Genomic DNA, 25,126 nt, shown 5'->3' with positions numbered 1-25,126 from the left:
TTACGGGTTCGGAACCGGCACCTTCGTCGTCGTGGTCGTCGACGTCACTGTCGTAGTCGGGGGCGCCGTCGTTGCATCCGTTCCCGCTACCGGTGTGGTCGGAACTGTCGACGTCGGCGTCACTGCCGCCGAACCCGTCGGAGTGGCAACCGCTCCCGATGTGACCGACGCCGATCCCGCCGCAGGCACCTGGGACGTGGTTGCGGGCGCTCCAGCAGATCCCGTGGAGCCAGTGGTCCCGGCCGGTGCCTGACCGGTTCCGGTGCCTTCAGCCACCGCGGCGTCGCCCTCAGCATTGCCGTCAGCCATGTAGGCATCGACAGCAGCACTGATCTGTTCCGGGGTCGGCTTCGCAGTTGTGTCGACGGGCTTTCCTTCCTTCGCCTGCTGGGCGAGGTAGGTGAGCCAGGCCGCTGCGTACTCAGCTGAAGTCAACGGCTTGCCGTTGGCCGCATCCGCATCTCGCCAGTAATCGAAGTGGTGTCCCACGTCTGGAGCGAGTGTCTGCTGGTAGGGGTCGCTCAAGATCACGGGAATCGTGTTCTGGTTGGTAGCAATCAGACCGACAATCTCCTTGAAAAGCTTCTGCGGCAGATATGCCAGCGGAGACACCTTGTCGGTGGACACCGTCTCGCCCTCGGCTACCGGCGCCGGCGCGGGTGTTTTTCCGGGCTTGTACTCCGGATCCGAGACCTTGAGCATCACCTGAAGGAATGTCTCGTCACTCTGCATCCAGTTGGGATTGGACGAAATGTCTGCGAACGCCTCGAAGACGATCTGGCCGAACACCACCGCGACGTCCTGACCGGTGGCCGGGTTCAGACCCTGCGCTTCGAGTTGGTCGATGTTCAACTGCCGACCGACATTTGCCGCCAAGATCAACAGAGAGATGTTGCTGGGAGCCGAGCAGGTGAAGTCACCGTCCGAGCAGAAGGACGCGACCTTGCCGTTCAGCTTGCCGAAACCTCCGGCAGTGCCGGGGAGTACACCTTCGCCAGGTGTCGCGGAGGTGCCGTTCTGGTACTTCGTATTGAAGTTATCCGGGTTCGTGAACGGATTCGTGGCACCGAGGAACGTGCCGTCGCCCGCTTCACGGCCTGCATCCGCCAGCATGACCACACCGACAACCTTGTCCGGGTCGACCCCGAACTCGTTGTTCTCCTGCGTACCGATGTCCATCGCGACGCGACGCACCACATCGGCGCCTTCGCTGTACCCGACGATCGAGAACTGAGTCTTCGGACATTCCTTGGCGATGGCACTCATCACGGACTGCGTATTTGCAGCGCCGGCAGCGACGGCATCCTCGTAGGACGCCATGTTGGCCGGGTACGCGATATACACAGCCGCGTACGAGCCGGGCTTGTTCGCGTTGACGGAGCCTGCCGGGTTGATCACCTGGTCGACGCGTTCACTCTTGTAGTCACCGGACAGGGCGGCCGGCAGCGGCTTCCCGTCGGCTCCCAGCAACATCTTCACCGTCGAAGCGTCCGGTGTGTCGTGTCGACCGGCAACCGCGATGCTGACCATGTCGTGACACTCGGTGACCGACGACGTCAATTGTGTCTCGATCGTGCGTGACTCCGGAGAGTCCACAGCGACCGCAACCGCGACCAGTGCGGCCACGCCGAGCGCTGCGGGCGCTACTGCACCCGCCAGTATTCGATGTCGCGAAAAGAACCCACGAACCGGCATATCTTCTCCCCAATCAACTTTTGGAAAACGTACGACCGACCCCCGGGGCGTCACGCAACGTCATTCGAGTAGTCGTCCAGTACGAGAGGAGCGTTACAACGGGTAACGATTTTCCGTGGCGACTCGGGAGGGAATCGGGAGCGCAAACGCCTCATTTCCGCTGCATAACACCGACGTGCACCTACTCCGCGTCGAAGATAATGACCTGTCGGATTGCTTTTCCGTCGGCGAGTTCGTCCATACCCGAATTGATGTCGGCCAATTCGATTCGCGAGGAAATGAGCTTCTCGACCGGCAGCTTCCCGTCGCGCCACAACTGCGCGTAGATCGGGATGTCGCGGGACGGGACCGCAGATCCCAGGTAGCTGCCGATAATGGTCCGCGCTTCGGCGACCAGTCCGAGAGGTGAGATCGACGAGCGCGCGTCAGGCGCCGGCAACCCGACCGTGACGGTCGTGCCACCCGCTGCCGTCGCAGCCACCGCTGTCTCGAAGGCCCGAGCATTTCCCGCGGCCTCGACGACGATGTCTGCGCGAACGCCACTCTCGGACAGGCCGGACGGTGTGAAGACCTCGGTCGCGCCCAGTTCCAGCGCCTGAGCCAGCTTGGATTCCAGTGCGTCGACACCGATGACGTTCTCGACCCCGAGTGCCCTCGCCGTCAGGATTGTGGCCATCCCGACGCCACCCAAGCCGACCACCATCACGGTGTCTGCCGGGCGAGGCTTCGCCGCGTTGAGGAGCGCTCCCCCACCGGTCAACACCGCGCAACCGAGTACGGCTGCAATTTCGGCCGGGATGTCGTCGTCGACGGGCACAACCGACTTGGCGTTGACCACAGCATGCGTCGCGAAACCCGAAACACCGAGATGATGTTTGACGTTCTCGCCGGAGCGCCGCAGTCGATGCGCGCCACCGAGCAAACTGCCGTCGTTGTTGGCGGCGCTACCCACCGTGCAAGGCATCCGGCCGTCAGTGGCGCATCCCGCGCATTCACCACACCGCGGAAGAAAAGTCATCACGACGCGGGTGCCCACCGACAACGAATCAACTCCGTCGCCGAGTTCGATGATTCGACCTGCCGCCTCATGGCCCAACAACATCGGCACGGGTCGTACCCGATTCCCGTCGACCACGGAGAGGTCGGAGTGACAAAGCCCGGCAGCTTCGATCTTGACCAGGATCTCACCCGGGCCCGGGGATTCGAGGTCGAGTTCCGAAATCGAAATCGGAGTCGACTCTGCGAAGGGACGCTTCCGGCCGATCTCTTCGAGCACTGCACCACGGATCTTCAACTGCACACCCCGATTTCGATAGTTCGAACTACTTGCCCACGATCCCGCGTACCGACGCGGGGAGGTCACGAACCCGCTTGTACGGACCCACGACGGCGGCTGCAAACGGCCTCGTCAAGAGCACCTGCGCCACCTCGAGCACCTCTTCGGAGGTGACTGCGTCGATGGTTGCGAGCGTCTGCGCAACACTGCGATGGTTGCCGTAGTTCAGTTCACTGCGACCGATACGGTTCATGCGTGAGCCTGAATCTTCCAGTGCCAGAACCAATCCGCCGCGCAGCGATCCCTTGGCGCGGGCGATCTCGGCATCGGTGATTCCGTCCGTCGCCACGTTCGCGAGTACCTCGCGGATCACCGTGGCAACCTCCCCGAGGTTCTCCGGCTGGCAACCTGCATACACGGAGAACGCTCCGGTGTCCGCGAAGGTGTCGACGCCCGAATAGACGGAGTACGCAAGCCCGCGCTTCTCCCGAATCTCTTGGAACAGACGAGAACTCAGCCCACCGCCCACTGCGGCGTTGAGCACCGACAGCGCCCAGCGATGGCCCTCGTGCCGGCCGAACGCGCGTACCCCGAGCGCAAGGTGGACCTGCTCGCTGTCGCGGTGGGTCAAGCTCAGTTCAGGCATCGTGCGCAACCGCAGAGTGCCTTCGCGCCGCGGCGCCGGCTTGACCCCGCGCTCGAGATGTCCGGCAAATGCACGGCGAGCGAGCGTCACTACCTGCTTGTGGTCGACGTTTCCCGCTACGGCCAGCACCATCCGCTGCGGTGTGTAACGCCGAACATGGAAGGAATGCAACTGATTGCGCGACATCGACTCGATCGATTCGACGCTACCGATGATCGGACGGCCGACAGGATGATCGCCGAACAACGCGGTCAGGAACGCGTCGCCGAGCAAGTCTTCCGGATCGTCGTCACGCATCGCGATCTCTTCGAGCACTACTTGCCGCTCGACATCGACGTCCGCGGTTCTGCAACGCCCTCGCAGCACGACGTCGGCGACAAGGTCAACCGCCATCGGAAGGTCGTCGTCGATCACGTGCGCGTAGAAACAGGTGTGTTCCTTCGACGTGAATGCATTGAGTTCGCCGCCCACACCATCCATGACCTGCGCGATGTCCAACGCCGTCCGTGACGGCGTCGACTTGAACAGCAGGTGCTCGAGAAAATGCGCGGCACCGGCCACACTCGGCTGCTCGTCGCGCGAGCCGACTCCGACCCACACACCGACGGAGGCGGAACGCACACCGGGAATGAACTCGGTGACGACGCGCAGGCCGCCGGGAAGGACCGTGCGCTGTACTCCGGATTCGGGAGTCGCATCGATCGGCGATTTCAGCACAGCGCTGCGGCTGCGCGTGGTGTTGGGAGTGGTCTTTGCCATGAAAAGGTTCAGCAGTCCTCGGTGCAAGTGGTCAATCCAGTATCTACAGGCTCTGTGTCTACAGACAGTACAGATGCGGCCCCGCACGGAAATCCGCGCGGGGCCGCATCAGAGTACGAAGTGAGATCTACTCGGAAGCAGCCTCGTCGGCGGCCGGAGCGGCAGCCTCGTCGTTGCCCTCTTCGACCGGGATCAGCGAGATCTTGCCGCGAGCATCGATGTCGGCGATCTCGACGCGGATCTTGGATCCGACGTTGACCACGTCTTCGACCTTGGCAATGCGCTTACCGCTGCCCAGCTTCGAGATGTGCACCAGTCCGTCGCGTCCCGGCAGGAGCGAAACGAAGGCACCGAAGGCGGTGGTCTTGACGACCGTGCCCAGGAACCGCTCGCCGACCTTGGGGAGCTGCGGGTTGGCAATGGCGTTGATCATGTCGATCGCGGCCTGTGCAGACGGTCCATCGGTGGCGCCGACGAACACGGTGCCGTCGTCTTCGATGGAGATGTTGGCACCGGTCTGCTCGGTGATGGAGTTGATCATCTTGCCCTTGGGGCCGATGACCTCACCGATCTTGTCGACGGGGACCTTGATGGCCGTCACGCGGGGAGCGAACGGGCTCATCTCGTCCGGGGTGTCGATGGCTTCCGCCATGACCTCGAGGATCGTGGTCCGTGCGTCCTTGGCCTGCGAGAGTGCACCGGCGAGGACCTGCGACGGGATGCCGTCGAGCTTCGTGTCCAGCTGCAGGGCCGTGACGAAGTCCTTGGTACCTGCGACCTTGAAGTCCATGTCGCCGAAGGCGTCTTCGGCGCCGAGGATGTCGGTCAGCGCGACGTAACGGGTTTCGCCGTCGACCTGGTCGGAAACCAGACCCATGGCGATACCGGCAACCGGAGCGCGAAGCGGCACACCGGCGTTGAGCAGTGCGAGCGTGGACGCGCACACCGAGCCCATCGAGGTGGAACCGTTGGAGCTCAGAGCCTCGGAGACCTGGCGAATCGCGTAAGGGAACTCTTCGACGCTGGGCAGAACCGGCATGAGGGCGCGCTCGGCGAGTGCACCGTGACCGATTTCGCGACGCTTCGGCGAACCGACGCGGCCCGTCTCACCGGTGGAGTACGGCGGGAAGTTGTAATGATGCATGTAGCGCTTGGTGGTCTCGGGACCGAGCGAGTCGACCTGCTGAGCCATCTTCACCATGTCGAGAGTGGTGACACCCAGGATCTGGGTCTCGCCGCGCTCGAACAGTGCGGAGCCGTGTGCGCGCGGGATGATCGCGACCTCGGCGGACAGCGAACGGATGTCCGTGACGCCGCGGCCGTCGATGCGGAACTGATCGCGCAGGATGCGCTGGCGAACCAGCTTCTTGGTGAGCGAGCGGAACGCTGCTCCCAGTTCCTTCTCGCGGCCTTCGAAGTTGGGTGCAACCTGCTCGAGAACCTCGACCTTGACCTCGTCGGTCTTGTCGTCGCGTTCCTGCTTGCCGGCGATTGTCAGTGCGGCATTGAGCTTTTCGGACGCAGCAGCCTCGACGGCAGCAAAAACGTCGTCCTGGTACGCCGGGAAGACCGGGTAGTCACCCGTGGGCTTTGCAGCCTTGGATGCAAGTGCTGCCTGTGCAGCGCACAGGCGTGCGATGAACGGCTTGGCGGCCTCGAGGCCCTCGGCGACAATGGCCTCGGTCGGTGCCTGAGCGCCGTCGGCGATCTTCGCGATGACGTTGTCGGTGGCCTCGGCCTCGACCATCATGATCGCGACGTCGGCGTTGTCACCGCTACCGGAAACGACGCGGCCGGCGACGACCATGTCGAAGACGGCGTTCTCGAGCTGATCGACCGTCGGGAATGCAACCCACTGGCCGGTCTTGTTCTCGTCCGAGACGATGAGTGCAACGCGCACGCCACCGACGGGTCCGGAGAACGGCAGGCCGGCGATCTGCGTCGACGCGGAAGCGGCGTTGATGGCCACGACGTCGTACAGATCCTGGGGGTTGAGGCTCATGACCGTGACGACGACCTGGATCTCGTTACGGAGACCGTCGACGAAGGACGGGCGCAGCGGCCGGTCGATGAGGCGGCAGGTCAGGATCGCGTCGGTGGAGGGGCGTCCCTCACGACGGAAGAACGAACCGGGGATGCGGCCCGCTGCGTACATACGCTCTTCGACGTCCACCGTCAGGGGGAAGAAGTCGAAGTGCTCCTTGGGGTGCTTGCTGGCGCTCGTGGCGGACAGCAGCATGGTCTCGTCGTCCAGGTAAGCAACGACGGCGCCGGCGGCCTGCTGAGCAAGGCGTCCGGTCTCGAAACGGATGGTGCGGGTACCGAAGGACCCGTTGTCGATCACGGCGGTGGATTCGAACACGCCTTCGTCGACCTCTACTACGGAATTCTCTGTCATTCTTTTCTCTTCACTTCCCTCTCGTCTTCGCCGTACCCGCGCGGGCGTTTCCACCCTCCTGGTGGAAACTGCGCACCGAGGGACGTCCCCCTCTTGAATTGCAGACGCTCCTTGCGATGCGAGCGATTTCTGCTTCGGGACGTCACGACGTTCGGGCGGCCGTCGATCGAAGTCCGCCGGAGCTTTCGGGCACTTGCCCGGTCCGGAGAACCACTACCGACAACCGACACCACGTTCTCTGGTGCATACGGTGTGCTGGCTGCGCACTGCACAACTGCGCATAAACAACTGCGCCTGGACAACTGTGCATAGCGCCGACAGCGGAAACTGCCTTGCGGCAGCTAACGCCGAAAGCCAGCGAAGCCCAGTATATGCGTGGCTTCGCCGGCTGACGGAGTGTTCGGCAAACCGAAGCATGCCGTGTTGCTTTCGATCAGCGTCGTGAGAAAAATCTAGCGACGCAGGCCGAGACGCTCGATGAGCGTGCGGTAGCGAGCGACGTCGGTCTTTGCCACGTACTTCAGCAGACGACGACGGCGACCGACCATCAAGAGCAGTCCACGACGCGAGTGGTGGTCATGCTTGTGGGTCTTGAGGTGCTCGGTGAGATCGGTGATGCGCTTGGTGAGCATTGCCACCTGAGCTTCAGGCGATCCCGTGTCGGTCTCGTGCAAGCCGTACTCGCCGAGAACGGCCTTCTTTTCTTCCGTGGTCAATGCCACTTGATTCACTCCTGTGATGACGTTTGCGTGAAAGGAACTAGATCGGGCGCGGCCACCGCAAACCGCAGCACGCACCGAGAGAAGATCCTACCAGCAACAATGAGGCGCTCTCGCCCACCTGGAGCGAATGTGGCGGCCGCCACTGACACAGGAGGAACTCAACCGACGCTGCGTTCTGCATCCTCACTCAGAATCCGGCGTGCGCGTTCGACATCTCGGTTCATTGCCGTGATGAGCGACTCGATCGAGTCGAACTTCTCCATACCGCGAATCCGCGAAACCAGGTCGACCGCGACGTGTTGTCCGTACAGGTCTGCTTCGGTGTCGAGAACGTATGCCTCGACGGTTCGGGTCCGGCCGGAGAAGGTCGGATTGGTACCCACAGACACCGCGGCTTGGTATCGGCGACCGGGAACGACGGTTCCGAGTTCCTCGCCGGCACCGAGCACCGTGAACCACGCCGCGTACACGCCGTCGGCCGGAATCGCCGAAAACATCGGCGGTGCAACGTTGGCCGTCGGGAACCCCAACTCGCGTCCACGCTTGTCACCGTGGACGACCACACCTTCGACACGATGTGGACGGCCCAGAGCTTCGGTAGCCGCTTCCATGTCGCCTGCGTCGACGCACGAGCGGATGTAGGTCGACGAGAACGTCACCGCATGCTCGGCGAGCAGCTGGACGCCGTCGACGGCAAAGCCGAAGCGAGCGCCCATTTCACGAAGAAGATCGACATTGCCGAGCGCCTTCTTGCCGAAGGTGAAGTTGTCCCCCACCACGACCTCGGCGACATGTAGACGTTCGACGAGAATCTCGTGGACGTAGCGCTCCGGCGTCAGCTTCATGAAATCAGCGGTGAACGGCATCACGCAGAACACGTCGATGCCCAGATCCTGAGCCAATTCCGCACGCCGTTGCAGCGTCGTCAACTGGGCTGGATGACTACCCGGCCGCACAACCTCCATGGGATGCGGGTCGAACGTCATCAACACGCTCGGAACACCACGTTTGCGGGCAGCGGTAACCGCTCTCGCTATCAATTGGGCATGCCCACGATGCACACCGTCGAACACACCGATAGTGAGCACACAACGACCCCAATCGGCCGGAACTTCGTCGAGACCACGCCATCTCAGCACGATTGGCAGCCTACGGGTCCACCGGCGGCGGGTCACGTTCGGACCCGCCCAGCGAATCACCGCTGTGCTGCCGCTCACGTACGGAAGTTCCGGATTTCGTAGCCTAAGCTAAGCGTTGTGGCAGCTCACAAGACCGGAACCTCGGAAGCATCATCGACGTCGGATGGCGACAGCACTTCGGCGCACGACGCGGCAATCGACACGCTCGCACTCTCGTCGGTGGCCCAGGACTACCTCAAGGTCATCTGGACTATCCAGGAGTGGTCCCACGAGCGGGTTTCCACCAAGCTCCTGTCCGAGAAAATGAGCGTCTCGGCCTCGACGGTGTCCGAGGCGATCCGCAAACTCTCGGACCAGGGCCTGGTCGATCACGCCCGCTACGGATCCATCGCCCTGACCGACAGCGGCCGCGCCGCCGCCGTCTCCATGGTCCGGCGCCACCGGTTGATCGAGACCTATCTGGTTCAGGAACTCGGATACGGCTGGGACGAAGTCCACGACGAGGCCGAAGTCCTCGAACACGCCGTTTCCGATCTGATGATCTCGCGGATGGACGCCAAACTGGGCTTCCCCGAACGTGACCCGCACGGTGATCCCATTCCCGCCACCGACGGTTCGGTGCCGACTCCCCCGGCCCGCCAGCTCAGCGACTTCGCCAACGGTGAGCGGGGCCGCGTTGCCCGGATCTCCGATTCCGATCCCGAAATGCTCCGGTACTTCGATTCCGTCGGCGTCAGTCTCGATGTCGAGATCACCGTCGAGGAGCGCCGCGATTTCGCCGGGACAGTGTCCGTTCGACTCGGCGACAGCCCCAACACCATCGACTTGGGAAGTCCAGTCGCTCAAGCAATTTGGCTCGTCTAGCCGAGGTAGTCAAAGCGGCAGTCGGTATCGGCGTTCCACGGGCCGGACGCCGTCGGTCCGGGTCCAGTCGGCGAGCCTCTCGTCGACGTACACCCACCCTCGACGCTCGTACAGTGCGATCGCCGGCAGAGCGTCGTCGACGACGTCGAGCACCAGTTCCAACCGACTCTCGGCTGCGAAATCCGTCACGGCATCGAGTAGCGCATCGCTGAGGCCGTTTCCACGTGAGCCAGGATGAACGAACAGTCGCGACACGGCTATCGATCCCGCGGTTGTGGGCGCACCTGCGACCTCGCTGTCGACGGCCACATGACCGACAACACGACCGTCACTCTCACCGACCCACGCCTTCACCACCGTGGGCGAACTGAGCCAGCGGCGCGGGTGTTCCGGCCACGTGTTCGGATATCCGTCGCACTCGTGGACCTGTACCAGCGCATCGACGCAACCGTCGAGGTCGCCGTCGACACGCTCGCGGACGATCACCCGCGAAGCGTCGCCGGTCGCACGACCATCACCGAACTGGCGCGTCGACCCTTCTCCTGCAGAAGCGCAATCGTGTGACCGGTGGGATCGATCGCCGCACAGATCCCCTTCATCCCGATCGGCTCGAGCCAGCGCCCCTGGCTGATCGCCTCGGCTTCCTCCGCCGTGATCTGCCGATGCGGAAAAGCCGTCTGCGCGGCCTGATCGATGTCGAGGCTCACACCCGGCTGATCCGCGAGATCTTCGAGCGTGCGCGCATGTTCGAGAGTGAACGGCCCGACGCGGGTGCGGCGCAGTGCCGTCAAATGACCGCCGACGCCCAATTCACGACCGAGGTCGCGGGCAAGCGAGCGGATGTACGTACCGGACGAGCACTCCACGTCGACGTCCAGATCGACGAAGCCACCCGGGACATCTCGCCGAGCCAGAACCTCGAAAGTCGACACCGTTACCGGACGCGGCGCCAGCTCGACGGTTTCTCCCGCACGCACCAGAGCATGTGCGCGCTGACCGTCGACCTTGATAGCGCTCACGCTTGCCGGGATCTGCTTGATGTCCCCGGTCAGCGTGGCCACGATCGCCGCGATCTCCGCGTCCGTCACCTGCGAAGCGTCTGCGGAGGTCAGGACCTCCCCCTCGGCATCGTCCGTGTCCGTCGCTGCCCCGAGGCGAATGGTCGCCGAGTACGCCTTGGTTGTCAGCGCCAGGAGTCCGAGCAACTTGGTCGCACGCTCGACGCCGAGAACGAGAACACCGGTCGCCATGGGATCCAGCGTCCCGGCGTGTCCCACCTTCCGGGTGTTCAACAACTTGCGGCACCGAGCGACCACGTCGTGGCTGGTGATACCCGCCTCTTTGTCGACAATCAGAATTCCGGCGCCGACAAGACCGGAGGAAGGCTTTTCACGAGCTGACACGTGTGCCGATTCTGCCAGTCGCGCTCACTGCACCGAAATTGCCGTCAGGATGAGTCCGTCCGACACCAACCACCTGCCGTCGAAAGAGGTGAGCGGCGGACCGGACGTCGCCTCACCGGGGACCAGCAGACGCGAGTTGAAAGTGCCGGACGTTTCCGACTCCGCCTCGAACGTGATGTGGGCGTCCTCGAAACCCAACCAGCGCCCGGTGAGCGGAAACCACGCCTTGTACGTGGCTTCCTTCGCGCAGAAGAGCACTCGATCCCAGTGCACCGGACCGCCGGTTTCCTGAGTGTCCAACCACGTTCGTTCCGCCTCGATGCTGACCGCGGGCAATACCCCGTCCGGCAGCGGGCCGTGCGGTTCGGCGTCGATACCGAGTGAGCGGACCTGCATGGAGTACGCCAGGACAGCGCCGCGGTAGCCGTCGCAATGGGCGAGGCTCCCGACCACTCCCTGCGGCCAGAGCGGCGCACCACGCTCGCCGCGCATGACAGCGGCAGACGGAACACCGAGCTTGCCCATCGCCTGACGCGCAAGGTGCCGGGTGGTCACGAACTCGCGACGACGTTTCTCGACCGCGCGGCCGATCAACGCCTCCTCACTGGGGTGCGGAACCAGACCGGGCGGATCCACGAAGGCCTCGGCCGTCGCAACTCCACCGGGAAGAATCTGTTCGATCACGTAGCGATACCTCTCAGCGTGCGGCGCGCATGCGCTCGACTTCGGCTTCCTGCTCCGGCGTGACCTTGAAGTGGCCACCCCACTTGTTGAGCGTTCCCGGCGGGTACTCCGGAACGGGAAGAATCTGACGCAACAACTTCTCCGGCAGTCCACGCCGACGCCACTCGCGCGGGTATCCGAGTGAGACTTCCTCGAAGCGGACGCCGTCGTAGTACGTGGTTCGAGGGATGTGCAGGTGCCCGTACACCGAGCACACCGCGTTGTACTTCACGTGCCAGTCGGCGGTAGCGGTGGTTCCGCACCACAGTGCGAACTCCGGATACATGAGTACGTCCGTCGGCTGCCGGACCATCGGGAAATGGTTCACGAGAACGGTTCTTGTTCCTTCGGGAAGCGCATCCAACCGCGCCTGGGTGTACTCGATCCTCGCCCGGCACCATGCGTCGCGCGTCGCATACGGCTGCGGTGAGAGTAGGAACTCGTCGGTGGCGACGACGTTCTTGTCACGCGCGATCTCGAGCCCGTGTTCCTTGTCTCGCGCACCTTCCGGCAGGAAGGAGTAGTCGTAGAGAAGAAACATCGGGACGACCGTGACCGGTCCCTCGTCTCCCTCCCACACCGGGAACGGGTCCTCGGGTGTGATGACGTCGAGTTCGCGGCACATGTTGACCAGATACTCGTAGCGCGGCGCTCCGTGAATCTGAACCGGATCCTTGGCGGTCGTCCACAGTTCGTGGTTGCCCGGAATCCAGATGACCTTTGCGAATCGGCTGCGAAGGAGCTTCAACGCCCACCGAATGTCGTCAGTTTTCTCGGAAACATCTCCGGCGAGAATGAGCCAGTCGTCAGGCGAATCCGGAAACAGTTCCTCCGTCATCGGCTTGTTGCCGTTGTGACCGACATGAATGTCGCTCACCGCCATCAGCTTTGCTGCCACGATCCCTCTGCTTCCTCAGTTGAACTTCCGCGCTTCGCCGTCGCCGGACCTGTCACTGCCCACTTGCCGGAAAACGCTCGCCACGACACCGCGACCATCCGAAGTACTACGAACACGGTAAGCCCTGCCCAAATTCCGGCGAGCCCCCAGTCGTAGGCGAGAGAGAGCCAGATCGCGGGCAGAAACCCGAGAACTGCGCACAGCATGGTCGCGTTGCGCAGAAACACCACGTCCCCGGCGCCGAGTAGAACACCGTCGAGTGCGAAGACGATTCCCGCCACCGGCATGATCGCGACGAAGAACCACCATGCGATCGACATCTGACCGAGCACCTCGGCGTCGGACGTGAAGAGTCCGGGAATCACGGGGTGGCCGGCGGCGAAGAAGATCGCGAGCACCACGGCAAATACCGTCGACCATGCGGTGATCCGCCAGGTCATCCTTTTCGCCGCGGCTGCGAATCCACCGCCGAGCGCCGCTCCGATCAGCGTCTGAGCTGCGATCGCCAAGGAATCGAGAAGGAGCGAAACCAGGTTCCACAGTTGGAGGACGACTTGGTGTGCACCGACTACAGCCGCACCGAACCTCGACGCCACTGCAGCCGCGGAAACGAAACACGCTTGGAATGCGAGGCTGCGCAGAATCAGGTCACGGCCCATCAGCATCTGCGCCCGCATGGTCGCAAAATGTGGTCGAGCCGAAACCGGTTCACGAAAGAGCGCCCAGGCGAACAGCACACCCGAAACACTCTGGCCCACCAGATTCGCAACAGCTGATCCTTCGAGTTCCAGACGCGGAGCACCGAGCAAGCCATGCACCAGAATCGGACACAACACCGCCGAAATACCCAGGCCGACAAGGACGAACCGCAGCGGTCGCACCGTGTTCTGAACCCCGCGCATCCAGCCGTTGCCGGCCAGGGCCACCAGGATGAGTGGAACACCCAACACCGCTATCCGGAGCCAACTTTCCGCAGCCGCGGCGATGTCGGGAGTCCCGGCCACCGCCGAAGTCAGCGGGCCGGCGATCACCTGCACGATCACGACCAAGGCCAAGCCGATCGCGGCCGCCAGCCAGGTCGCCTGAACACCCTCACCCACCGCGTCGCGCTCGCGGCCCGCCCCGTGAAGCCGTGCGGCCCGCGCCGTGGTGCCGTACGACAAGAAGGTCAGCTGCGTACTCACCAACGACAGGATCAGACCACCGACTGCCAACCCGGCCAGCGGGAGTGCCCCGAGTCGGCCGACCACGGCGATGTCGAACAACAGATAGAGGGGTTCGGCTGCCAGCACCCCGAGTGCCGGAAACGCCAGGGAAAAGATTCGTCGCCCAGTGACGTCGAAATCAGCTGCCGAAGATCCCGCCGAGGTGGCGTCAGATTCGCTCAATGCCGCGGATTCAGCCGAGTGCCGCGACGAGCGCGGCAACAATCTCGTCGCTGGAACTGGTCGACGTGTATCCGGCCGACAGCCGATGTCCGCCGCCACCAAGACTTTCAGCGACCGCCGACACGTCGATCGCCGACTTTGCACGCAACGAGATCGACCAGCTTCCGGAAACCGACTCCTTGAGTACTGCGGCAACTTCGGCTTCCGATGTGGTTCGCACGATATCGACGACGCTCTCGATCTCCTCGGAGCGAAGATCGCCGATGTCACTGCGTCGGATGACCGCGTACACCAGCCCACGGCCGTCCGCGGCTTCCGGGACCAGCACCGCGGACCCGAGTACCGAAGCCAGCATCGGCAACCACCCGAACGGATGGGTGTCGAGCAGCTTTCGCGCAATCGCGTCGCCGTCGATGCCGGTCGCCAGCAAACGCGCCGCGAGCACGTGCGGAAGCGGACCTCCCCACCGGAAGGAGCCGGTGTCGGTGACCAGTCCGGCATAGAGACAGTGCGCGATATCGCGATCGATCGCGACTCCCCACGCATCGAAGAATCGTGCGATGAGCGCCGTCGTCGAAGCCGCGGCTTCGTCGACGACGTTGATACTTCCGAATTCGGAATTGGAGCGATGGTGATCAAGGACGATCGTGCGATTCGCGCCGGCGAGTCGACTCGACAACTCACCGAGACGGCCCTCGCTGCCGACATCCACCGTCACCAGTACATCGACACTTTCCCGAACATCAGTGGGCGCCACGAGCAAGTGGAGACCGGGGAAATCGCGCATCGACTCGGGCAGCGCCGACGGCCGACTGAACGCGACCTGCACCGAAACTCCCCGACGCTCGAGAACGAGACCGAGCGCAAGTCCGCTGCCGATCGTGTCCGCATCCGGCTGCACATGGCAGAGAATTGTCACCGTGTGTGCCGATTCGAGAACCTCGGCCACCTGAGCGAACTTCGCCTCGCAGGGGTCGACGTCCGAAAGTGCGGTGATCGTCATTCTCGGTGCGCGTCAGTCGGCTTCACGAACATCTGGCGACGCCTCGTCTTCGTCCGAAGCCACTCGCGGCTCCTTGTACGGATCTGCATCTCCGGCCGGCTGTGCATTCTCACGCGCCTTGGCGACCTCGTCGTCGGCGGCCTTGGCACGGGCCAGCAGTTCTTCCATATGACGCGCGGTGTCGGGAACGGTATCGGCGACAAACGTCAGAGTCGGCGTGAAGCGAACTCCGGTTCCGGCACCGACCTTCGAGCGCAGAACACCCTTGGCCTTCTCGAGACCTGCGGCGGCGGCTTCCACATCGGGTGCGGAATCAACCTTCTCGCCCATGACTGTGTAGTACACCGTCGCGTCGTGCAGATCGTTGGTGACCTTGGTGTCCGTGATGGTCACGAATGCGAGTCGCGGATCCTTGATCTCGTGATCGATCGCCGTCGCGACGATGGTTCCGATACGCTTTGCCAACTTGCGTGCCCGGGCTGGATCTACCATGACTGTCAGTCTCCTCTACCTGGCCACTCGAATCGAGGTGACTCGATCGATCAAAGTTCTGGTTAACAAGAATTATTACCGACAACAGTCTCGTCCATCGGCTACCCGGCAACCAAATCACCATCCACCCGCGCCTGCCGAACCCACAGCACAGACCGATCGCCCTTTTGTTGGTAACGTCCGGTCGATGACGCGATCAAGAATCACCGCATCGATAATTTCCGGAGGACTCGTTGCGACTGCACTACTTTGCTCGCCGGCAATCGCGTCGGCCGACCACAGCGAGTTCACACCGCTTCCATTGACATATTCGTTGGGAAGGAACAACACCCTTCCTTGTAGCGGACAACTCACGGGCTACGTCCAAACGCCGCACGACCGTCCAGGCATTGCAGTCGTTTCAGTCTCCTGGACTTCCTTTTTCGACAGCCCGTGTTCGATCACCGCCTACGTCAATTATTCGAACCGCGACACTCGCACCGGTGGAACGAGAGCAATCGACTTGACGCACATCTCTGACGGATCCGGTTCGCTGGGGGTGAATCGAGCCGCCAGATATCCATTGAGGTCGGGGCGGGCAACGCGGGCCTCAATCTGACCAGCGAATCGCTCACATCAACCTTGATCGATCCGGGCGCGTCTACCGTGCGGTTCGTAGTTGCATGAAGTAGTGCGCCGCCTACGGGGAAGTCCTCGCCAAGGGCGCCACGCGAATCACGCGCTTCCTCACCGGAGCCGAATCCCTTGCCGACGAACTCGATTCGTTACGGCGTCTGGAAGAGTGGCTAAGCGACACAGATCGGTGACGCTCAGTCTTCCGGGCCGAAAATTCGCCTTCGCACAGCCAGCAACTGAATCTCCGGACGGTCGGCGACCGCCCGCTCACAATGATCGAGAACGTCGTGCAGGTGATCGACGGACGAACTGACCACACCGACGCCCACGAGCGCACGACGCAGGCGTCCCTGCTCCCCCGCCTCCGCTGCACTCACACCGAATCGACGGAGTTCCGTCAGGATCGGCGACAGCATCGAACGCTTTTCCTTGAGTGAGTGGACATCGCCGAAAAGGATGTCGAACTCCAGTGCCCCTACAAACATTTTCCCCCTATACAGAGCCGAATGGACTCTCTCGGACTTGTATGTTCAAGTCCGAGAGAGTCCATGTCAGCTAGTACTCACGTGCGTCCGCCCCAACGCCCGTGTCGACATAATCAGTCGCGCGGCTTCTCGCGAAGCTCGTAGCACTCGAGAACGTCACCGATCTTGATATCGGAATAGGTGACGGTCAAACCACATTCGTAGCCTTCGCGAACCTCGGTAGCGTCTTCCTTCTCCCGCTTGAGCGAGGAGATGGTGACCGTCTCGGCGATGACCTTGCTGTCGCGGATGAGACGTGCCTTGGCGTTGCGACGGATGCTGCCTGAGGTGACCAAGCAACCGGCAATGTTGCCGATCTTGGACGAACGGAACATGGCGCGGATCTCTGCCTTGCCCAGCTCGACCTCTTCGTACACCGGCTTGAGCAGACCCTTGAGTGCCTTCTCGACCTCGTCGATGGCCTGGTAGATCACCGAGTAGTAGCGAATGTCGACGCCCTCGCGGTTCGCCAGCTCCGTTGCCTTGCCTTCGGCGCGGACGTTGAAGCCGATGATGATCGCGTTGGACGCAGCAGCCAGGTTGACGTTGGTCTCCGTGATGCCACCGACACCGCGGTCGATGACGCGCAACTGCACCTCGTCGTCGATCGGAATTCCGAGGAGAGCCTCTTCGAGGGCCTCCACGGTTCCCGAGTTGTCACCCTTGAGGATCAAGTTCAGCTGTGAATGTTCCTTCAGAGCTGCATCGAGATCGTCGAGGCTGATGCGCTTACGACTCTTCGCTGCAAGCGCGTTGCGCTTACGTGCGTTGCGACGGTCCGCGATCTGACGAGCGATACGGTCCTCGTCGACCACGAGCAGGTTGTCGCCTGCACCGGGGACCGACGTGAAGCCGATGACCTGGACCGGACGTGAAGGCAGTGCCTCGTGGACGTCCTGACCGTGCTCGTCCACCATGCGGCGGACGCGGCCGTAAGCATCGCCGGCAACGATCGAGTCGCCGACCCGCAGCGTTCCGCGCTGAATGAGCACGGTAGCGACGGGGCCGCGGCCACGGTCGAGGTGCGCCTCGATGGCAACACCCTGAGCGTCCATGTCCGGGTTGGCGCGCAGATCCAGGGAAGCGTCGGCCGTCAACAGCACTGCTTCGAGCAGTGCGTCGATGTTGAGACCCTGCTTCGCCGAGATGTCGACGAACATGGTGTCTCCGCCGTACTCCTCGGCCACCAGTCCGTACTCGGTGAGCTGCTGCCGGATCTTGTCCGGGTTCGCGCCTTCCTTGTCGATCTTGTTCACCGCGACCACGATCGGCACGTCGGCCGCCTGGGCGTGGTTGATCGCTTCCACCGTCTGCGGCATGACGCCGTCGTCGGCTGCGACAACAAGGATCGCGAGGTCGGTGGCCTTGGCACCACGAGCACGCATGGCCGTGAAGGCCTCGTGACCCGGGGTGTCGATGAACGTCACGAGACGCTCGTTGCCCTCGAGCTCGGTCAGCACCTGGTAGGCACCGATGTGCTGCGTGATGCCGCCGGCTTCGCCCTCACGGACATTCGCCTTACGGATCACGTCGAGCAGACGGGTCTTACCGTGGTCGACGTGGCCCATGACGGTGACCACAGGCGGACGGGACTCGAGGTCCTCTTCTCCGCCGGCGTCCTCGCCGTAGGTGAGGTCGAAGCTGTCGAGCAGCTCGCGATCCTCGTCCTCCGGGCTGACGACCTGCACGACGTAGTTCATTTCGCCGCCGAGCAGCTCCAGCGTCTCGTCGTTGACCGACTGAGTTGCCGTGACCATCTCACCGAGGTTGAACAACGCCTGCACGAGTGCTGCGGGGTTCGCGTCGATCTTGTCCGCGAAGTCCGACAGAGATGCGCCGCGAGCGAGACGGATGGTCTCGCCGTTGCCGCGTGGCAGCCTGACGCCGCCGACTGCGGGAGCCTGCATGCTTTCGTACTCGGCGCGCTTCGCCCGCTTCGACTTACGTCCACGGCGAACTGCTCCGCCGGGACGACCGAATGCACCTGCCGCTGCGCCGCGCTGACCGGGACGGCCACCGCCGCCGGGACGACCGCGGAATCCACCGGCCGGAGCTGCTCCACCGGGAGCACCTGCACCGGCACCGGCACCGGGAGCGCCGCCACCGCGGTATCCACCGCCGCCGCCACCCGGACGACCACCGGGAGCGCCACCGGGACGACCCGGACGTCCGCCGCCACCGGGCGCGGGACGAGCGGAACGAGCAGGCATTGCACCCGGGTTCGGGCGAGGAGGCATGGAGCCGGGGCTGGGACGGGGTCCGCCCTGACCTGCAGGCGGACGGGGTCCACCCTGACCGGGAGCCGGACGGGGACCGCCCTGACCCGGAGCCGGACGAGGTCCACCCTGACCCGGAGCCGGACGGGGACCGCCCTGACCCGGAGCCGGACGAGAACCGCCCTGACCTGCGCCCGGACGCGGTGCGCCGGGAGCCGGACGAGGTGCCGGACGCTCGGCGGGTGCCGAGGAGTACGGGTTGTTACCGACGCGAGGTGCCTTCGGTCCCGGACGCGGTCCGCCGGGCTTTGCGCCGGTGGACGGTGCGGCCGGAGCCGCGGGGGCTGCCGGTGCCGACGCTGCGGGAGCAGCCGGAGCCGGACGTGCCGGCTGTGCTGGTTTCGGAGCGTTGAACGTCGGGGTGGGGACCGGCGCTGACGGTGCTGCCGGAGCAGCGGCTGCGGGAGCCGCGGGGGCTGCCGGGGCCGGAGCTGCGGGAGCAGCCGGTGCGGGTGCGGCCGGCTTGGGGCCGGGACGCGGTGCGCCAGGCTTTGCAGCCGACGGCGACGGTGCGCCGGGCTTTGCCGCGGGGCGAGCCGCCGGAGCGGCTGCGCCGGTCTCGGACTTGGTTTCTGCTCCGCCTGCCGACGGGAATGACTCCCGCAGACGACGGGCGACGGGCGCCTCCACTGTGGATGACGCAGACTTCACGAACTCGCCTTGCTCCTTGAGCGTTGCGAGTAGTTCCTTGCTGGTGACACCGAGTTCTTTAGCCAACTCGTGCACGCGGGCCTTGCCTGCCACTGCTCTCCTCACTGATGAGGTCGAGCAGGAGGCATCCCACAGATGTGGGTCCCGCACGACCTCGGGTTATCGCCGATGGACGTTCATCGTTGGTGCTTCACGGTGTGCTCATGAGTGCTTGTGCCTGTTCTTCTCGAGAGGTACTGCTTTTGTGTGAACTGCGTCGACCAGCTGGTCGACAGCGGACGTGTCCAGATTTCCGGACACTCGCAGTGCTCTGCTGAATGCTCGGCGCCGCTCTGCCAGGCTCAGACAACTCGGATCCAGGTGCAGCCATGCACCTCGACCGGGGAGTCTTCGCGATACGTCGGGGACGAGCGGGGAACCCTCCGGCCCCTGCTCACCAACCACGACCCTCAACAGATCGACAGCCGACCCTTGTTCCCTGCATCCCACACACGTTCTGACCGGCGAACCGGGTTTCACGCGCGCAGAATCCGAGGACTCACGTCGAACCATTGTCCACTCTACCGCCGAACCGTCTCGATCACTGCATTCCACCGTTATCCGTTGGACGTGGCGGGCCGGTCGGACGCGTCGCCAACGGGTGCCGCATCGCTACGAATGTCGATACGCCAACCCGTCAACCGCGCAGCCAGGCGGGCATTTTGACCCTCTTTTCCGATGGCCAACGAAAGCTGGAAATCGGGCACGATGACACGGGCCGCACGAGCCTCGGGATCGACGACAGTGACGGAGACCACTTTCGACGGGGAAAGTGCGTTGCCCACAAACGTCGCGGGATCTTCGTCGAAGTCGATGATGTCGATCTTCTCCCCCGCGAGTTCGCTCATGACGTTGCGGACGCGCTGACCCATCGGGCCGATGCATGCACCCTTTGCGTTGAGCCCCTGCACACGTGAGGCGACGGCGATCTTGGAACGATGTCCCGCTTCGCGCGCGACGTTGATGATCTCGACGCTGCCGTCCGCGATCTCTGGAACCTCGAGTGCGAACAACTTGCGAACCAGGTTCGGGTGGGTCCGCGAGAGGGTGATCTGTGGGCCGCGGGCTCCGCGAGCAACTCCGACGACGTAGCACTTGATGCGCTCACCGTGCTCGTAGTTCTCGCCGGGAACCTGTTCTGCAGGCGGCAACAATCCCTCGGCGCCATTGGATTCGCTGCCGATTCGGACGACGACCATTCCGCGGGAATTCGCACGCGTGTCACGCTGAATGACACCACCGACGATTTCACCCTCATGGGTGGAGAACTCACCGAAACTGCGCTCGTGCTCGGCGTCGCGCAGACGCTGCAGGATGACCTGGCGTGCGGTGGTCGCCGCGATGCGTCCGAATCCCTCGGGAGTGTCGTCCCACTCCTCACCGATCATGTTGCCGTCGGCATCGGTGTCGTGCGCCATCACTCGCACCGAACCGGTCTTGATGTTGACATCGATCCGAGCGTTCTGCTTGTGCCCCTCGGTGTGGCGGTACGCCGTCAGCAGCGCGGTCTGGATCGTGGCGATCACAGTTTCGATCGAGACACCTTTTTCGGCTTCGATCGCTCGCAACGCTGCAATGTCGATATTCACTTGTCGAACCCTTCTTCGTTTTCTACGTCTTCTAATTCTGCTTCGTCGTCTTCGACACTGTCCACGCCCGAGTCCTCGGTGAGGTCAACCGCATCCGAAGGAACTGCGCGCCCCTCCGGGATGCCGCCCGCGAGTTCCAACTCCGCCTCACTGGGCTTCGAGAACTCCACCTGAACTACAGCCTTTTGAACGTCGCCCAGTGCAATCTCGCGCACGGTCAGTCCGCCACGGCCACCGATGACAACTGCCACGGAATCGTCGTTCATCGTTCCGATACGGCCCACCACGGTCTCGCCGGCCAGATCGATTCGCGCTTTACGTCCGCGAGCCCGACGCCAGTGACGATCGAGCGTCAGTGGGCGGTCAATTCCCGGGGAGGTCACCTCGAGGGTGTACGGCGTTTCACCGATTTCCTCGAGGGTGTCGAAAAGTTCCGAAACGAGTCTGCTGATCTCCGCGGCGGCATCGAGCTCGATCCCGGCATCGCTGTCGACCATGATGCGCACCGCGCTGTGCTTGCCCGCACTGGTCACGACAACGTCGTCGACGTCGTAACCCTGGGCGTGCACGAGTTCGGAGATCAGCTCGATCACCCTCTCCCTGGATGGCACCGGCATCTCGCGAACTCCTCATTTCAGTTGTCGTCGATTGTCCGACTTGTGTCGACTGTCGACGTGGGCGGCTGCGAGCATGAAAAGACACCAGGTGCCACATGCTGCAAGCATCCAAGAGTACCGCTCATTGCGCGTCTCCGTGACCAGAGTGCCCGACGCACGTCACACTTGAACACGTGCCGCGGATTCGAACGATCGGCCGACCACCTGGCACGATGGACTGGTGCTGACGCCCATGACTACTACCCCACTCTCCCGGCGGAGTGCGCTCAAGATGACGGGAACCGCAGCAGCGTTGGGCGCTGCGGCCTTCTCGTTGTCCGCCTGCACCGACAACGGCACAGCGGAGGCGGCTGCAGAAGTCGACCAGCTGACGGCCCAAGCCGATCGAGCCCGCTCCGACGCGGCAGCCGCAACCGCCGCCATCGCTCTCGCGCCGGACAAGTCGGCATCACTGACCACGATCAGCGCCGAACGCACAGCGCATGCACTCGAACTCGACGCCGAGATTGCGCGAGCAGCGGGCAGCGGCGCCTCTGCGACCACAGCGCCCCCGTCGACCTCGGTCGCAAACGCTCCTACGGGCGTCGAAACCTTGAGTACCTCGCTGGCCGATTCGGCGCGCAGTGCCGCGGATCTCGCTCGGACGATGTCCGGCTATCGCGCGGGCCTGCTCGGTTCGATCAGCGCGTCGTGCTCGACTCAGGTTGCGGTGTTGCTTCCGTGATGACTTCGCACACCCGTCGATCCGAGAGTTCTGCCTTGCTGACCGCAATCGAATCAGAGAATGCCGCGATCTTCGCTTACGGAGTGGTTGCCGCGTTTTCGAATCCTGCCCGTGTCAACGAGGTTGCCACGCACACAGCAGCGCACCGCGCACGACGTGATGCGCTGGTTGCCCTGTCGACCGACGCGGGCGTGACCCCGCCGACAGCCGCGGCAGCGTACGAGATCCCGTTTCCGGTGACGGACGCCGTTACCGCGGCACAACTGGCAGCACAGATCGAATCCGACACCGCCGTGACCTACCGGGCATTCGTCGAACAGGTCGATACCGACCAACTCCGCACGTTCGGAATCGACGGCCTGACCGATGCGGCTATCCGCGGCGCCGGATGGCGGTCCGCGCTGGGAACCGCTCCGGCCACCTCAGCGTTCCCGGGGGACCCGGCTTCGTAACTGCTGTGCGCCTTTCTTAACCCCCGGCGGTTAATAAAGGCGCACAGCGGCTCAGGCCTTGCGATGCGAGGGCACGAACCACGCCGCGACCACGGCCACCAACACGAAGCAACCGCCGACGCGCAGTGCAGGTGTCAGCGCATCTCCGTACCCGAGTGGCGTGAGGGCACCGCCGGCGGCAAGGAAGACCGCAGTGAGAACCGCGATTCCCAGTGCAACACCGATCTCACGAAGCGTCGAGTTGGTCGAACTGGCCGTTCCGTGATCAGGCTCGTCCATGTCGACGAGTACCGCCGTCGAGCTCGGCGCGAAGGTCAAGCCCATGCCGATTCCCGCCATCAGTAGAGCCGGAACCAGCGACCCGTACGTCACGTCGGGACCGATCAACGCTGCCAACCAGAACAATGCTCCGGCCTGGAGCAACAGACCGGTCAGCAGAAGCGAACGGAGCCCGACCTTCGGCGCCAGAAAACCGGCGAGAGGCGCGAAGATCATCGGCGCTGCCGTCCACGGAAGCGTCCGCAAGCCTGCTTGGAACGGGCTGTAGCCCATCACGATCTGGAGGTACTGCGAGAGCAGGAACACCGCCCCGAAAATTCCGATCGAGAAGGTCAAGCCGATGACGTTCGCCATCGAGAAGCTGCGTGAGCGGAACAGACGTAGGGGCATGACCGGATGCGAGGTCTTCATCTCGCGAAAAACGAACAGTGCCAACGCGACTGCGGAACCGACCAACGACGCAACTACTCCAAGCGACCCCCAGCCCTCGTCGTTGCCGTGAACGATCCCCCACACCGCCAGGAACACACCGAGTCCGGCGAGTGCGACACCGGGAAGGTCGAGAGGCTGTGTGCGACCGGTCGATTCACGCAACGCATACAACGCGAGAGGAACAGCGACGATCGCAACCGGCACGTTGATCCAGAAGATCCCCTGCCACGAGAACCCGTCGACTACCGCTCCACCGACCACGGGACCCATCGCGATCCCCAGGCCGGAGACGCCACCCCACACGCCGATTGCCATGGCACGCTTGGCTTCCGGTACCGCTCCCACGAGGAGAGTGAGTGAGAGGGGCATGATCGCGGCAGCGCCGGCGCCCTGAAAAGCTCGGGCCGCGATCAGCAGGCTTGGTGTCGTCGACAACGCCGAAGCAATCGACGCCGCCGTGAACAGCCCGATCCCGAATACGAACATCTTGCGGCGCCCCCACCGATCGCCGAGCGTCGTCGCCGAAAGCATCAGCGTCGCAAAGCAGAGCGTGTACGCATTCATGAACCACTGAAGTTGCCCGACGGACGCATTCAGCTCCTTCTCGATCACCGGCAGCGCGCTCGTCATCACGAGGTTGTCGAGGGTGGCCATGAACATGGGCAGAGAGGCAGCAACCATCGCTATCGCGATCGGAACCTTACGTCCTCCACTGCTTTCCGACCCGGATGCGGCGTCCGATCCGGACTTCGTCAAAACGGTCATCGTGATTCCTCGAGTGAAGGTGCCTTAAGGCATCGAATGATTACTTAGGTCGAAACTAAGCTATCCGGTGATAACGTGTCAACATGTCGATCGGTGCAGCTGAACCACGTACCCGCAGGATGAGCGCACCGGAACGTCGCGCGTTGGTCCTTGCCGCGGCAACGCGAGCATTCGCAAAGGGTGGATACTCAGGGACCAGTACGGACGCCGTCGCCAAGGAAGCCGGTGTCTCGCAGCCCTACGTCGTGCGCATGTTCGGAACCAAGGCAGATTTGTTCCACGCAGTGTTCACGCGCGCGCTCGACGAAATCGTCCGCACCTTCAACGACAAATTGGATACGGTCACGATCGATCCGAGCAATCCGCAGTTCTGGGCCGAACTCGGATCCGCCTACGGCGAGCTGGTTCTCGACCGAGATCTACTGCTTGTCATGTTGCACGGCTTCGCCACCAGCACCGATGATGTCGCCGCCGTCTCCCGGAACGCCATGTCCGGCATCTACACCTTGCTGCGCGAGCGCACCGGTTGCACACCCGAGCAAGCGCGTTTGTTCATCGCGAACGGGATGCTGATCAACAATCTGCTCGCAATGATGGCGCCCGAACACGCCGAAGAAGATCCAGCCCTCGGCGAGCTCTGGGGCAGCGTCTTCAGCGACTCGACTGCGATCACGCTCACCGGCGACGAATCCTCGAGCGAAACCGACACCGATTCCTGACCGGTCACTGGGAAAAACTACACACATGTGACTGAGGA

At 63.5% G+C, this 25,126-nt stretch carries 23 protein-coding genes; 4 read left to right on the top strand and 19 right to left on the bottom strand.

Annotated elements, in window-relative coordinates:
• From AC1Q6C_RS13540 to AC1Q6C_RS13515, 6 genes are all read right to left on the bottom strand, one after another.
• Positions 1 to 1,695, bottom strand: a complete 1,695-nt coding sequence (locus AC1Q6C_RS13540) for a cutinase family protein (protein WP_007735070.1) — start codon at positions 1,693 to 1,695, stop codon at positions 1 to 3.
• 181 nt (positions 1,696 to 1,876) lie between these two features.
• Complete coding sequence (locus tag AC1Q6C_RS13535; RefSeq protein WP_492666709.1) at positions 1,877 to 2,989, bottom strand: alcohol dehydrogenase catalytic domain-containing protein; 1,113 nt, start codon at positions 2,987 to 2,989, stop codon at positions 1,877 to 1,879.
• 28 nt (positions 2,990 to 3,017) lie between these two features.
• Positions 3,018 to 4,376, bottom strand: a complete 1,359-nt coding sequence (locus AC1Q6C_RS13530) for a M16 family metallopeptidase (protein WP_003942169.1) — start codon at positions 4,374 to 4,376, stop codon at positions 3,018 to 3,020.
• A gap of 127 nt (positions 4,377 to 4,503) precedes the next feature.
• Positions 4,504 to 6,774, bottom strand: a complete 2,271-nt coding sequence (locus AC1Q6C_RS13525) for a polyribonucleotide nucleotidyltransferase (RefSeq protein ID WP_003942275.1) — start codon at positions 6,772 to 6,774, stop codon at positions 4,504 to 4,506.
• Between the two features lie 452 nt (positions 6,775 to 7,226).
• Positions 7,227 to 7,496 (bottom strand): 30S ribosomal protein S15, encoded by a 270-nt coding sequence (gene rpsO / locus AC1Q6C_RS13520; RefSeq protein ID WP_007735061.1) that lies wholly within the window; start codon positions 7,494 to 7,496, stop codon positions 7,227 to 7,229.
• Positions 7,497 to 7,654: 158 nt separating this feature from the next.
• The gene (locus AC1Q6C_RS13515; RefSeq protein ID WP_003942148.1) at positions 7,655 to 8,635 is read right to left on the bottom strand and encodes a bifunctional riboflavin kinase/FAD synthetase; all 981 of its coding nucleotides are present in this window, start codon (positions 8,633 to 8,635) and stop codon (positions 7,655 to 7,657) included.
• A 117-nt stretch (positions 8,636 to 8,752) separates the two neighbouring features.
• On the opposite strand from AC1Q6C_RS13515, the gene AC1Q6C_RS13510 reads away from it, so the two are divergent.
• Positions 8,753 to 9,499 (top strand): metal-dependent transcriptional regulator, encoded by a 747-nt coding sequence (locus tag AC1Q6C_RS13510; protein WP_030535607.1) that lies wholly within the window; start codon positions 8,753 to 8,755, stop codon positions 9,497 to 9,499.
• A 9-nt stretch (positions 9,500 to 9,508) separates the two neighbouring features.
• On the opposite strand, the gene AC1Q6C_RS13505 is transcribed toward AC1Q6C_RS13510, so the two are convergent.
• The 12 genes from AC1Q6C_RS13505 to rimP all read right to left on the bottom strand — a co-directional run bounded on the left by AC1Q6C_RS13505 (position 9,509) and on the right by rimP (position 21,717).
• Entirely contained in the window at positions 9,509 to 9,985 is a 477-nt protein-coding gene (locus AC1Q6C_RS13505; RefSeq protein ID WP_492666654.1) for a GNAT family N-acetyltransferase, read from the bottom strand.
• Positions 9,982 to 10,902, bottom strand: a complete 921-nt coding sequence (truB, locus tag AC1Q6C_RS13500) for a tRNA pseudouridine(55) synthase TruB (RefSeq protein ID WP_020907442.1) — start codon at positions 10,900 to 10,902, stop codon at positions 9,982 to 9,984. The genes AC1Q6C_RS13505 and truB overlap by 4 nt, the downstream gene beginning before the upstream one ends.
• Positions 10,903 to 10,926: 24 nt before the next feature.
• Positions 10,927 to 11,586, bottom strand: a complete 660-nt coding sequence (locus tag AC1Q6C_RS13495) for a 4'-phosphopantetheinyl transferase family protein (RefSeq protein WP_003942126.1) — start codon at positions 11,584 to 11,586, stop codon at positions 10,927 to 10,929.
• Positions 11,587 to 11,599: 13 nt separating this feature from the next.
• Positions 11,600 to 12,523 carry a metallophosphoesterase family protein gene (locus tag AC1Q6C_RS13490; RefSeq protein ID WP_007735051.1) on the bottom strand — a complete coding sequence of 308 codons (924 nt, stop codon included), beginning with the start codon at positions 12,521 to 12,523 and terminating at the stop codon, positions 11,600 to 11,602.
• Positions 12,508 to 13,911 carry an MATE family efflux transporter gene (locus AC1Q6C_RS13485; protein ID WP_492666653.1) on the bottom strand — a complete coding sequence of 468 codons (1,404 nt, stop codon included), beginning with the start codon at positions 13,909 to 13,911 and terminating at the stop codon, positions 12,508 to 12,510. The genes AC1Q6C_RS13490 and AC1Q6C_RS13485 overlap by 16 nt, the downstream gene beginning before the upstream one ends.
• Positions 13,912 to 13,921: 10 nt before the next feature.
• Entirely contained in the window at positions 13,922 to 14,914 is a 993-nt protein-coding gene (locus AC1Q6C_RS13480; protein WP_165638321.1) for a DHH family phosphoesterase, read from the bottom strand.
• Between the two features lie 12 nt (positions 14,915 to 14,926).
• Positions 14,927 to 15,406 (bottom strand): 30S ribosome-binding factor RbfA, encoded by a 480-nt coding sequence (gene rbfA / locus AC1Q6C_RS13475; protein WP_003942248.1) that lies wholly within the window; start codon positions 15,404 to 15,406, stop codon positions 14,927 to 14,929.
• Positions 15,407 to 16,215: 809 nt separating this feature from the next.
• Positions 16,216 to 16,506 (bottom strand): DUF503 domain-containing protein, encoded by a 291-nt coding sequence (locus tag AC1Q6C_RS13470; RefSeq protein WP_042450732.1) that lies wholly within the window; start codon positions 16,504 to 16,506, stop codon positions 16,216 to 16,218.
• A gap of 113 nt (positions 16,507 to 16,619) precedes the next feature.
• Positions 16,620 to 19,565, bottom strand: a complete 2,946-nt coding sequence (infB, locus tag AC1Q6C_RS13465; protein ID WP_030535614.1) for a translation initiation factor IF-2 — start codon at positions 19,563 to 19,565, stop codon at positions 16,620 to 16,622.
• A gap of 108 nt (positions 19,566 to 19,673) precedes the next feature.
• Complete coding sequence (locus AC1Q6C_RS13460; protein WP_019748063.1) at positions 19,674 to 20,024, bottom strand: YlxR family protein; 351 nt, start codon at positions 20,022 to 20,024, stop codon at positions 19,674 to 19,676.
• A 44-nt stretch (positions 20,025 to 20,068) separates the two neighbouring features.
• On the bottom strand, positions 20,069 to 21,100 hold the full coding sequence (nusA, locus tag AC1Q6C_RS13455) for a transcription termination factor NusA (protein ID WP_003942738.1): 1,032 nt from the start codon (positions 21,098 to 21,100) through the stop codon (positions 20,069 to 20,071).
• Positions 21,097 to 21,717, bottom strand: a complete 621-nt coding sequence (gene rimP, locus AC1Q6C_RS13450; RefSeq protein WP_050655155.1) for a ribosome maturation factor RimP — start codon at positions 21,715 to 21,717, stop codon at positions 21,097 to 21,099. Before rimP ends, nusA begins: the two co-directional genes overlap by 4 nt.
• Positions 21,718 to 21,988: 271 nt before the next feature.
• Between rimP and AC1Q6C_RS13445 the strand changes: the two genes are divergently transcribed.
• Together AC1Q6C_RS13445 and AC1Q6C_RS13440 are read left to right on the top strand one after the other, a co-directional pair.
• Positions 21,989 to 22,441, top strand: a complete 453-nt coding sequence (locus tag AC1Q6C_RS13445; protein ID WP_007735037.1) for a hypothetical protein — start codon at positions 21,989 to 21,991, stop codon at positions 22,439 to 22,441.
• The gene (locus AC1Q6C_RS13440; protein WP_042450880.1) at positions 22,441 to 22,893 is read left to right on the top strand and encodes a ferritin-like domain-containing protein; all 453 of its coding nucleotides are present in this window, start codon (positions 22,441 to 22,443) and stop codon (positions 22,891 to 22,893) included. The genes AC1Q6C_RS13445 and AC1Q6C_RS13440 overlap by 1 nt, the downstream gene beginning before the upstream one ends.
• A 51-nt stretch (positions 22,894 to 22,944) precedes the next feature.
• Here the strand turns inward: AC1Q6C_RS13440 and AC1Q6C_RS13435 are convergent, their stop codons facing one another.
• Entirely contained in the window at positions 22,945 to 24,369 is a 1,425-nt protein-coding gene (locus AC1Q6C_RS13435) for an MFS transporter (RefSeq protein WP_492666652.1), read from the bottom strand.
• 83 nt (positions 24,370 to 24,452) lie between these two features.
• On the opposite strand from AC1Q6C_RS13435, the gene AC1Q6C_RS13430 reads away from it, so the two are divergent.
• Positions 24,453 to 25,088 (top strand): TetR/AcrR family transcriptional regulator, encoded by a 636-nt coding sequence (locus AC1Q6C_RS13430; RefSeq protein WP_003942694.1) that lies wholly within the window; start codon positions 24,453 to 24,455, stop codon positions 25,086 to 25,088.
• The last annotated feature ends 38 nt before the right edge of the window (positions 25,089 to 25,126 follow it).

The sequence above is a fragment of the Rhodococcus sp. MT28 genome (assembly GCF_058792695.1).
This window is presented reverse-complemented; position numbering and strand designations above follow the sequence as displayed.

Bases quoted from the DNA above. Each gene is read 5' to 3' on its own strand.
- AC1Q6C_RS13540 (WP_007735070.1), bottom strand. From the start codon at position 1,695: ATGCCGGTTCGTGGGTTCTTTTCGCGACATCGAATACTGGCGGGTGCA.
- AC1Q6C_RS13530 (WP_003942169.1), bottom strand. From the start codon at position 4,376: ATGGCAAAGACCACTCCCAACACCACGCGCAGCCGCAGCGCTGTGCTG.
- AC1Q6C_RS13525 (WP_003942275.1), bottom strand. From the start codon at position 6,774: ATGACAGAGAATTCCGTAGTAGAGGTCGACGAAGGCGTGTTCGAATCC.
- AC1Q6C_RS13480 (WP_165638321.1), bottom strand. From the start codon at position 14,914: ATGACGATCACCGCACTTTCGGACGTCGACCCCTGCGAGGCGAAGTTC.
- rbfA (WP_003942248.1), bottom strand. From the start codon at position 15,406: ATGGTAGATCCAGCCCGGGCACGCAAGTTGGCAAAGCGTATCGGAACC.
- AC1Q6C_RS13470 (WP_042450732.1), bottom strand. From the start codon at position 16,506: ATGTTTGTAGGGGCACTGGAGTTCGACATCCTTTTCGGCGATGTCCAC.
- AC1Q6C_RS13460 (WP_019748063.1), bottom strand. From the start codon at position 20,024: ATGGTTCGACGTGAGTCCTCGGATTCTGCGCGCGTGAAACCCGGTTCG.
- rimP (WP_050655155.1), bottom strand. From the start codon at position 21,717: ATGCCGGTGCCATCCAGGGAGAGGGTGATCGAGCTGATCTCCGAACTC.
- AC1Q6C_RS13445 (WP_007735037.1), top strand. From the start codon at position 21,989: ATGACGGGAACCGCAGCAGCGTTGGGCGCTGCGGCCTTCTCGTTGTCC.
- AC1Q6C_RS13440 (WP_042450880.1), top strand. From the start codon at position 22,441: ATGACTTCGCACACCCGTCGATCCGAGAGTTCTGCCTTGCTGACCGCA.
- AC1Q6C_RS13435 (WP_492666652.1), bottom strand. From the start codon at position 24,369: ATGACCGTTTTGACGAAGTCCGGATCGGACGCCGCATCCGGGTCGGAA.
- AC1Q6C_RS13430 (WP_003942694.1), top strand. From the start codon at position 24,453: ATGTCGATCGGTGCAGCTGAACCACGTACCCGCAGGATGAGCGCACCG.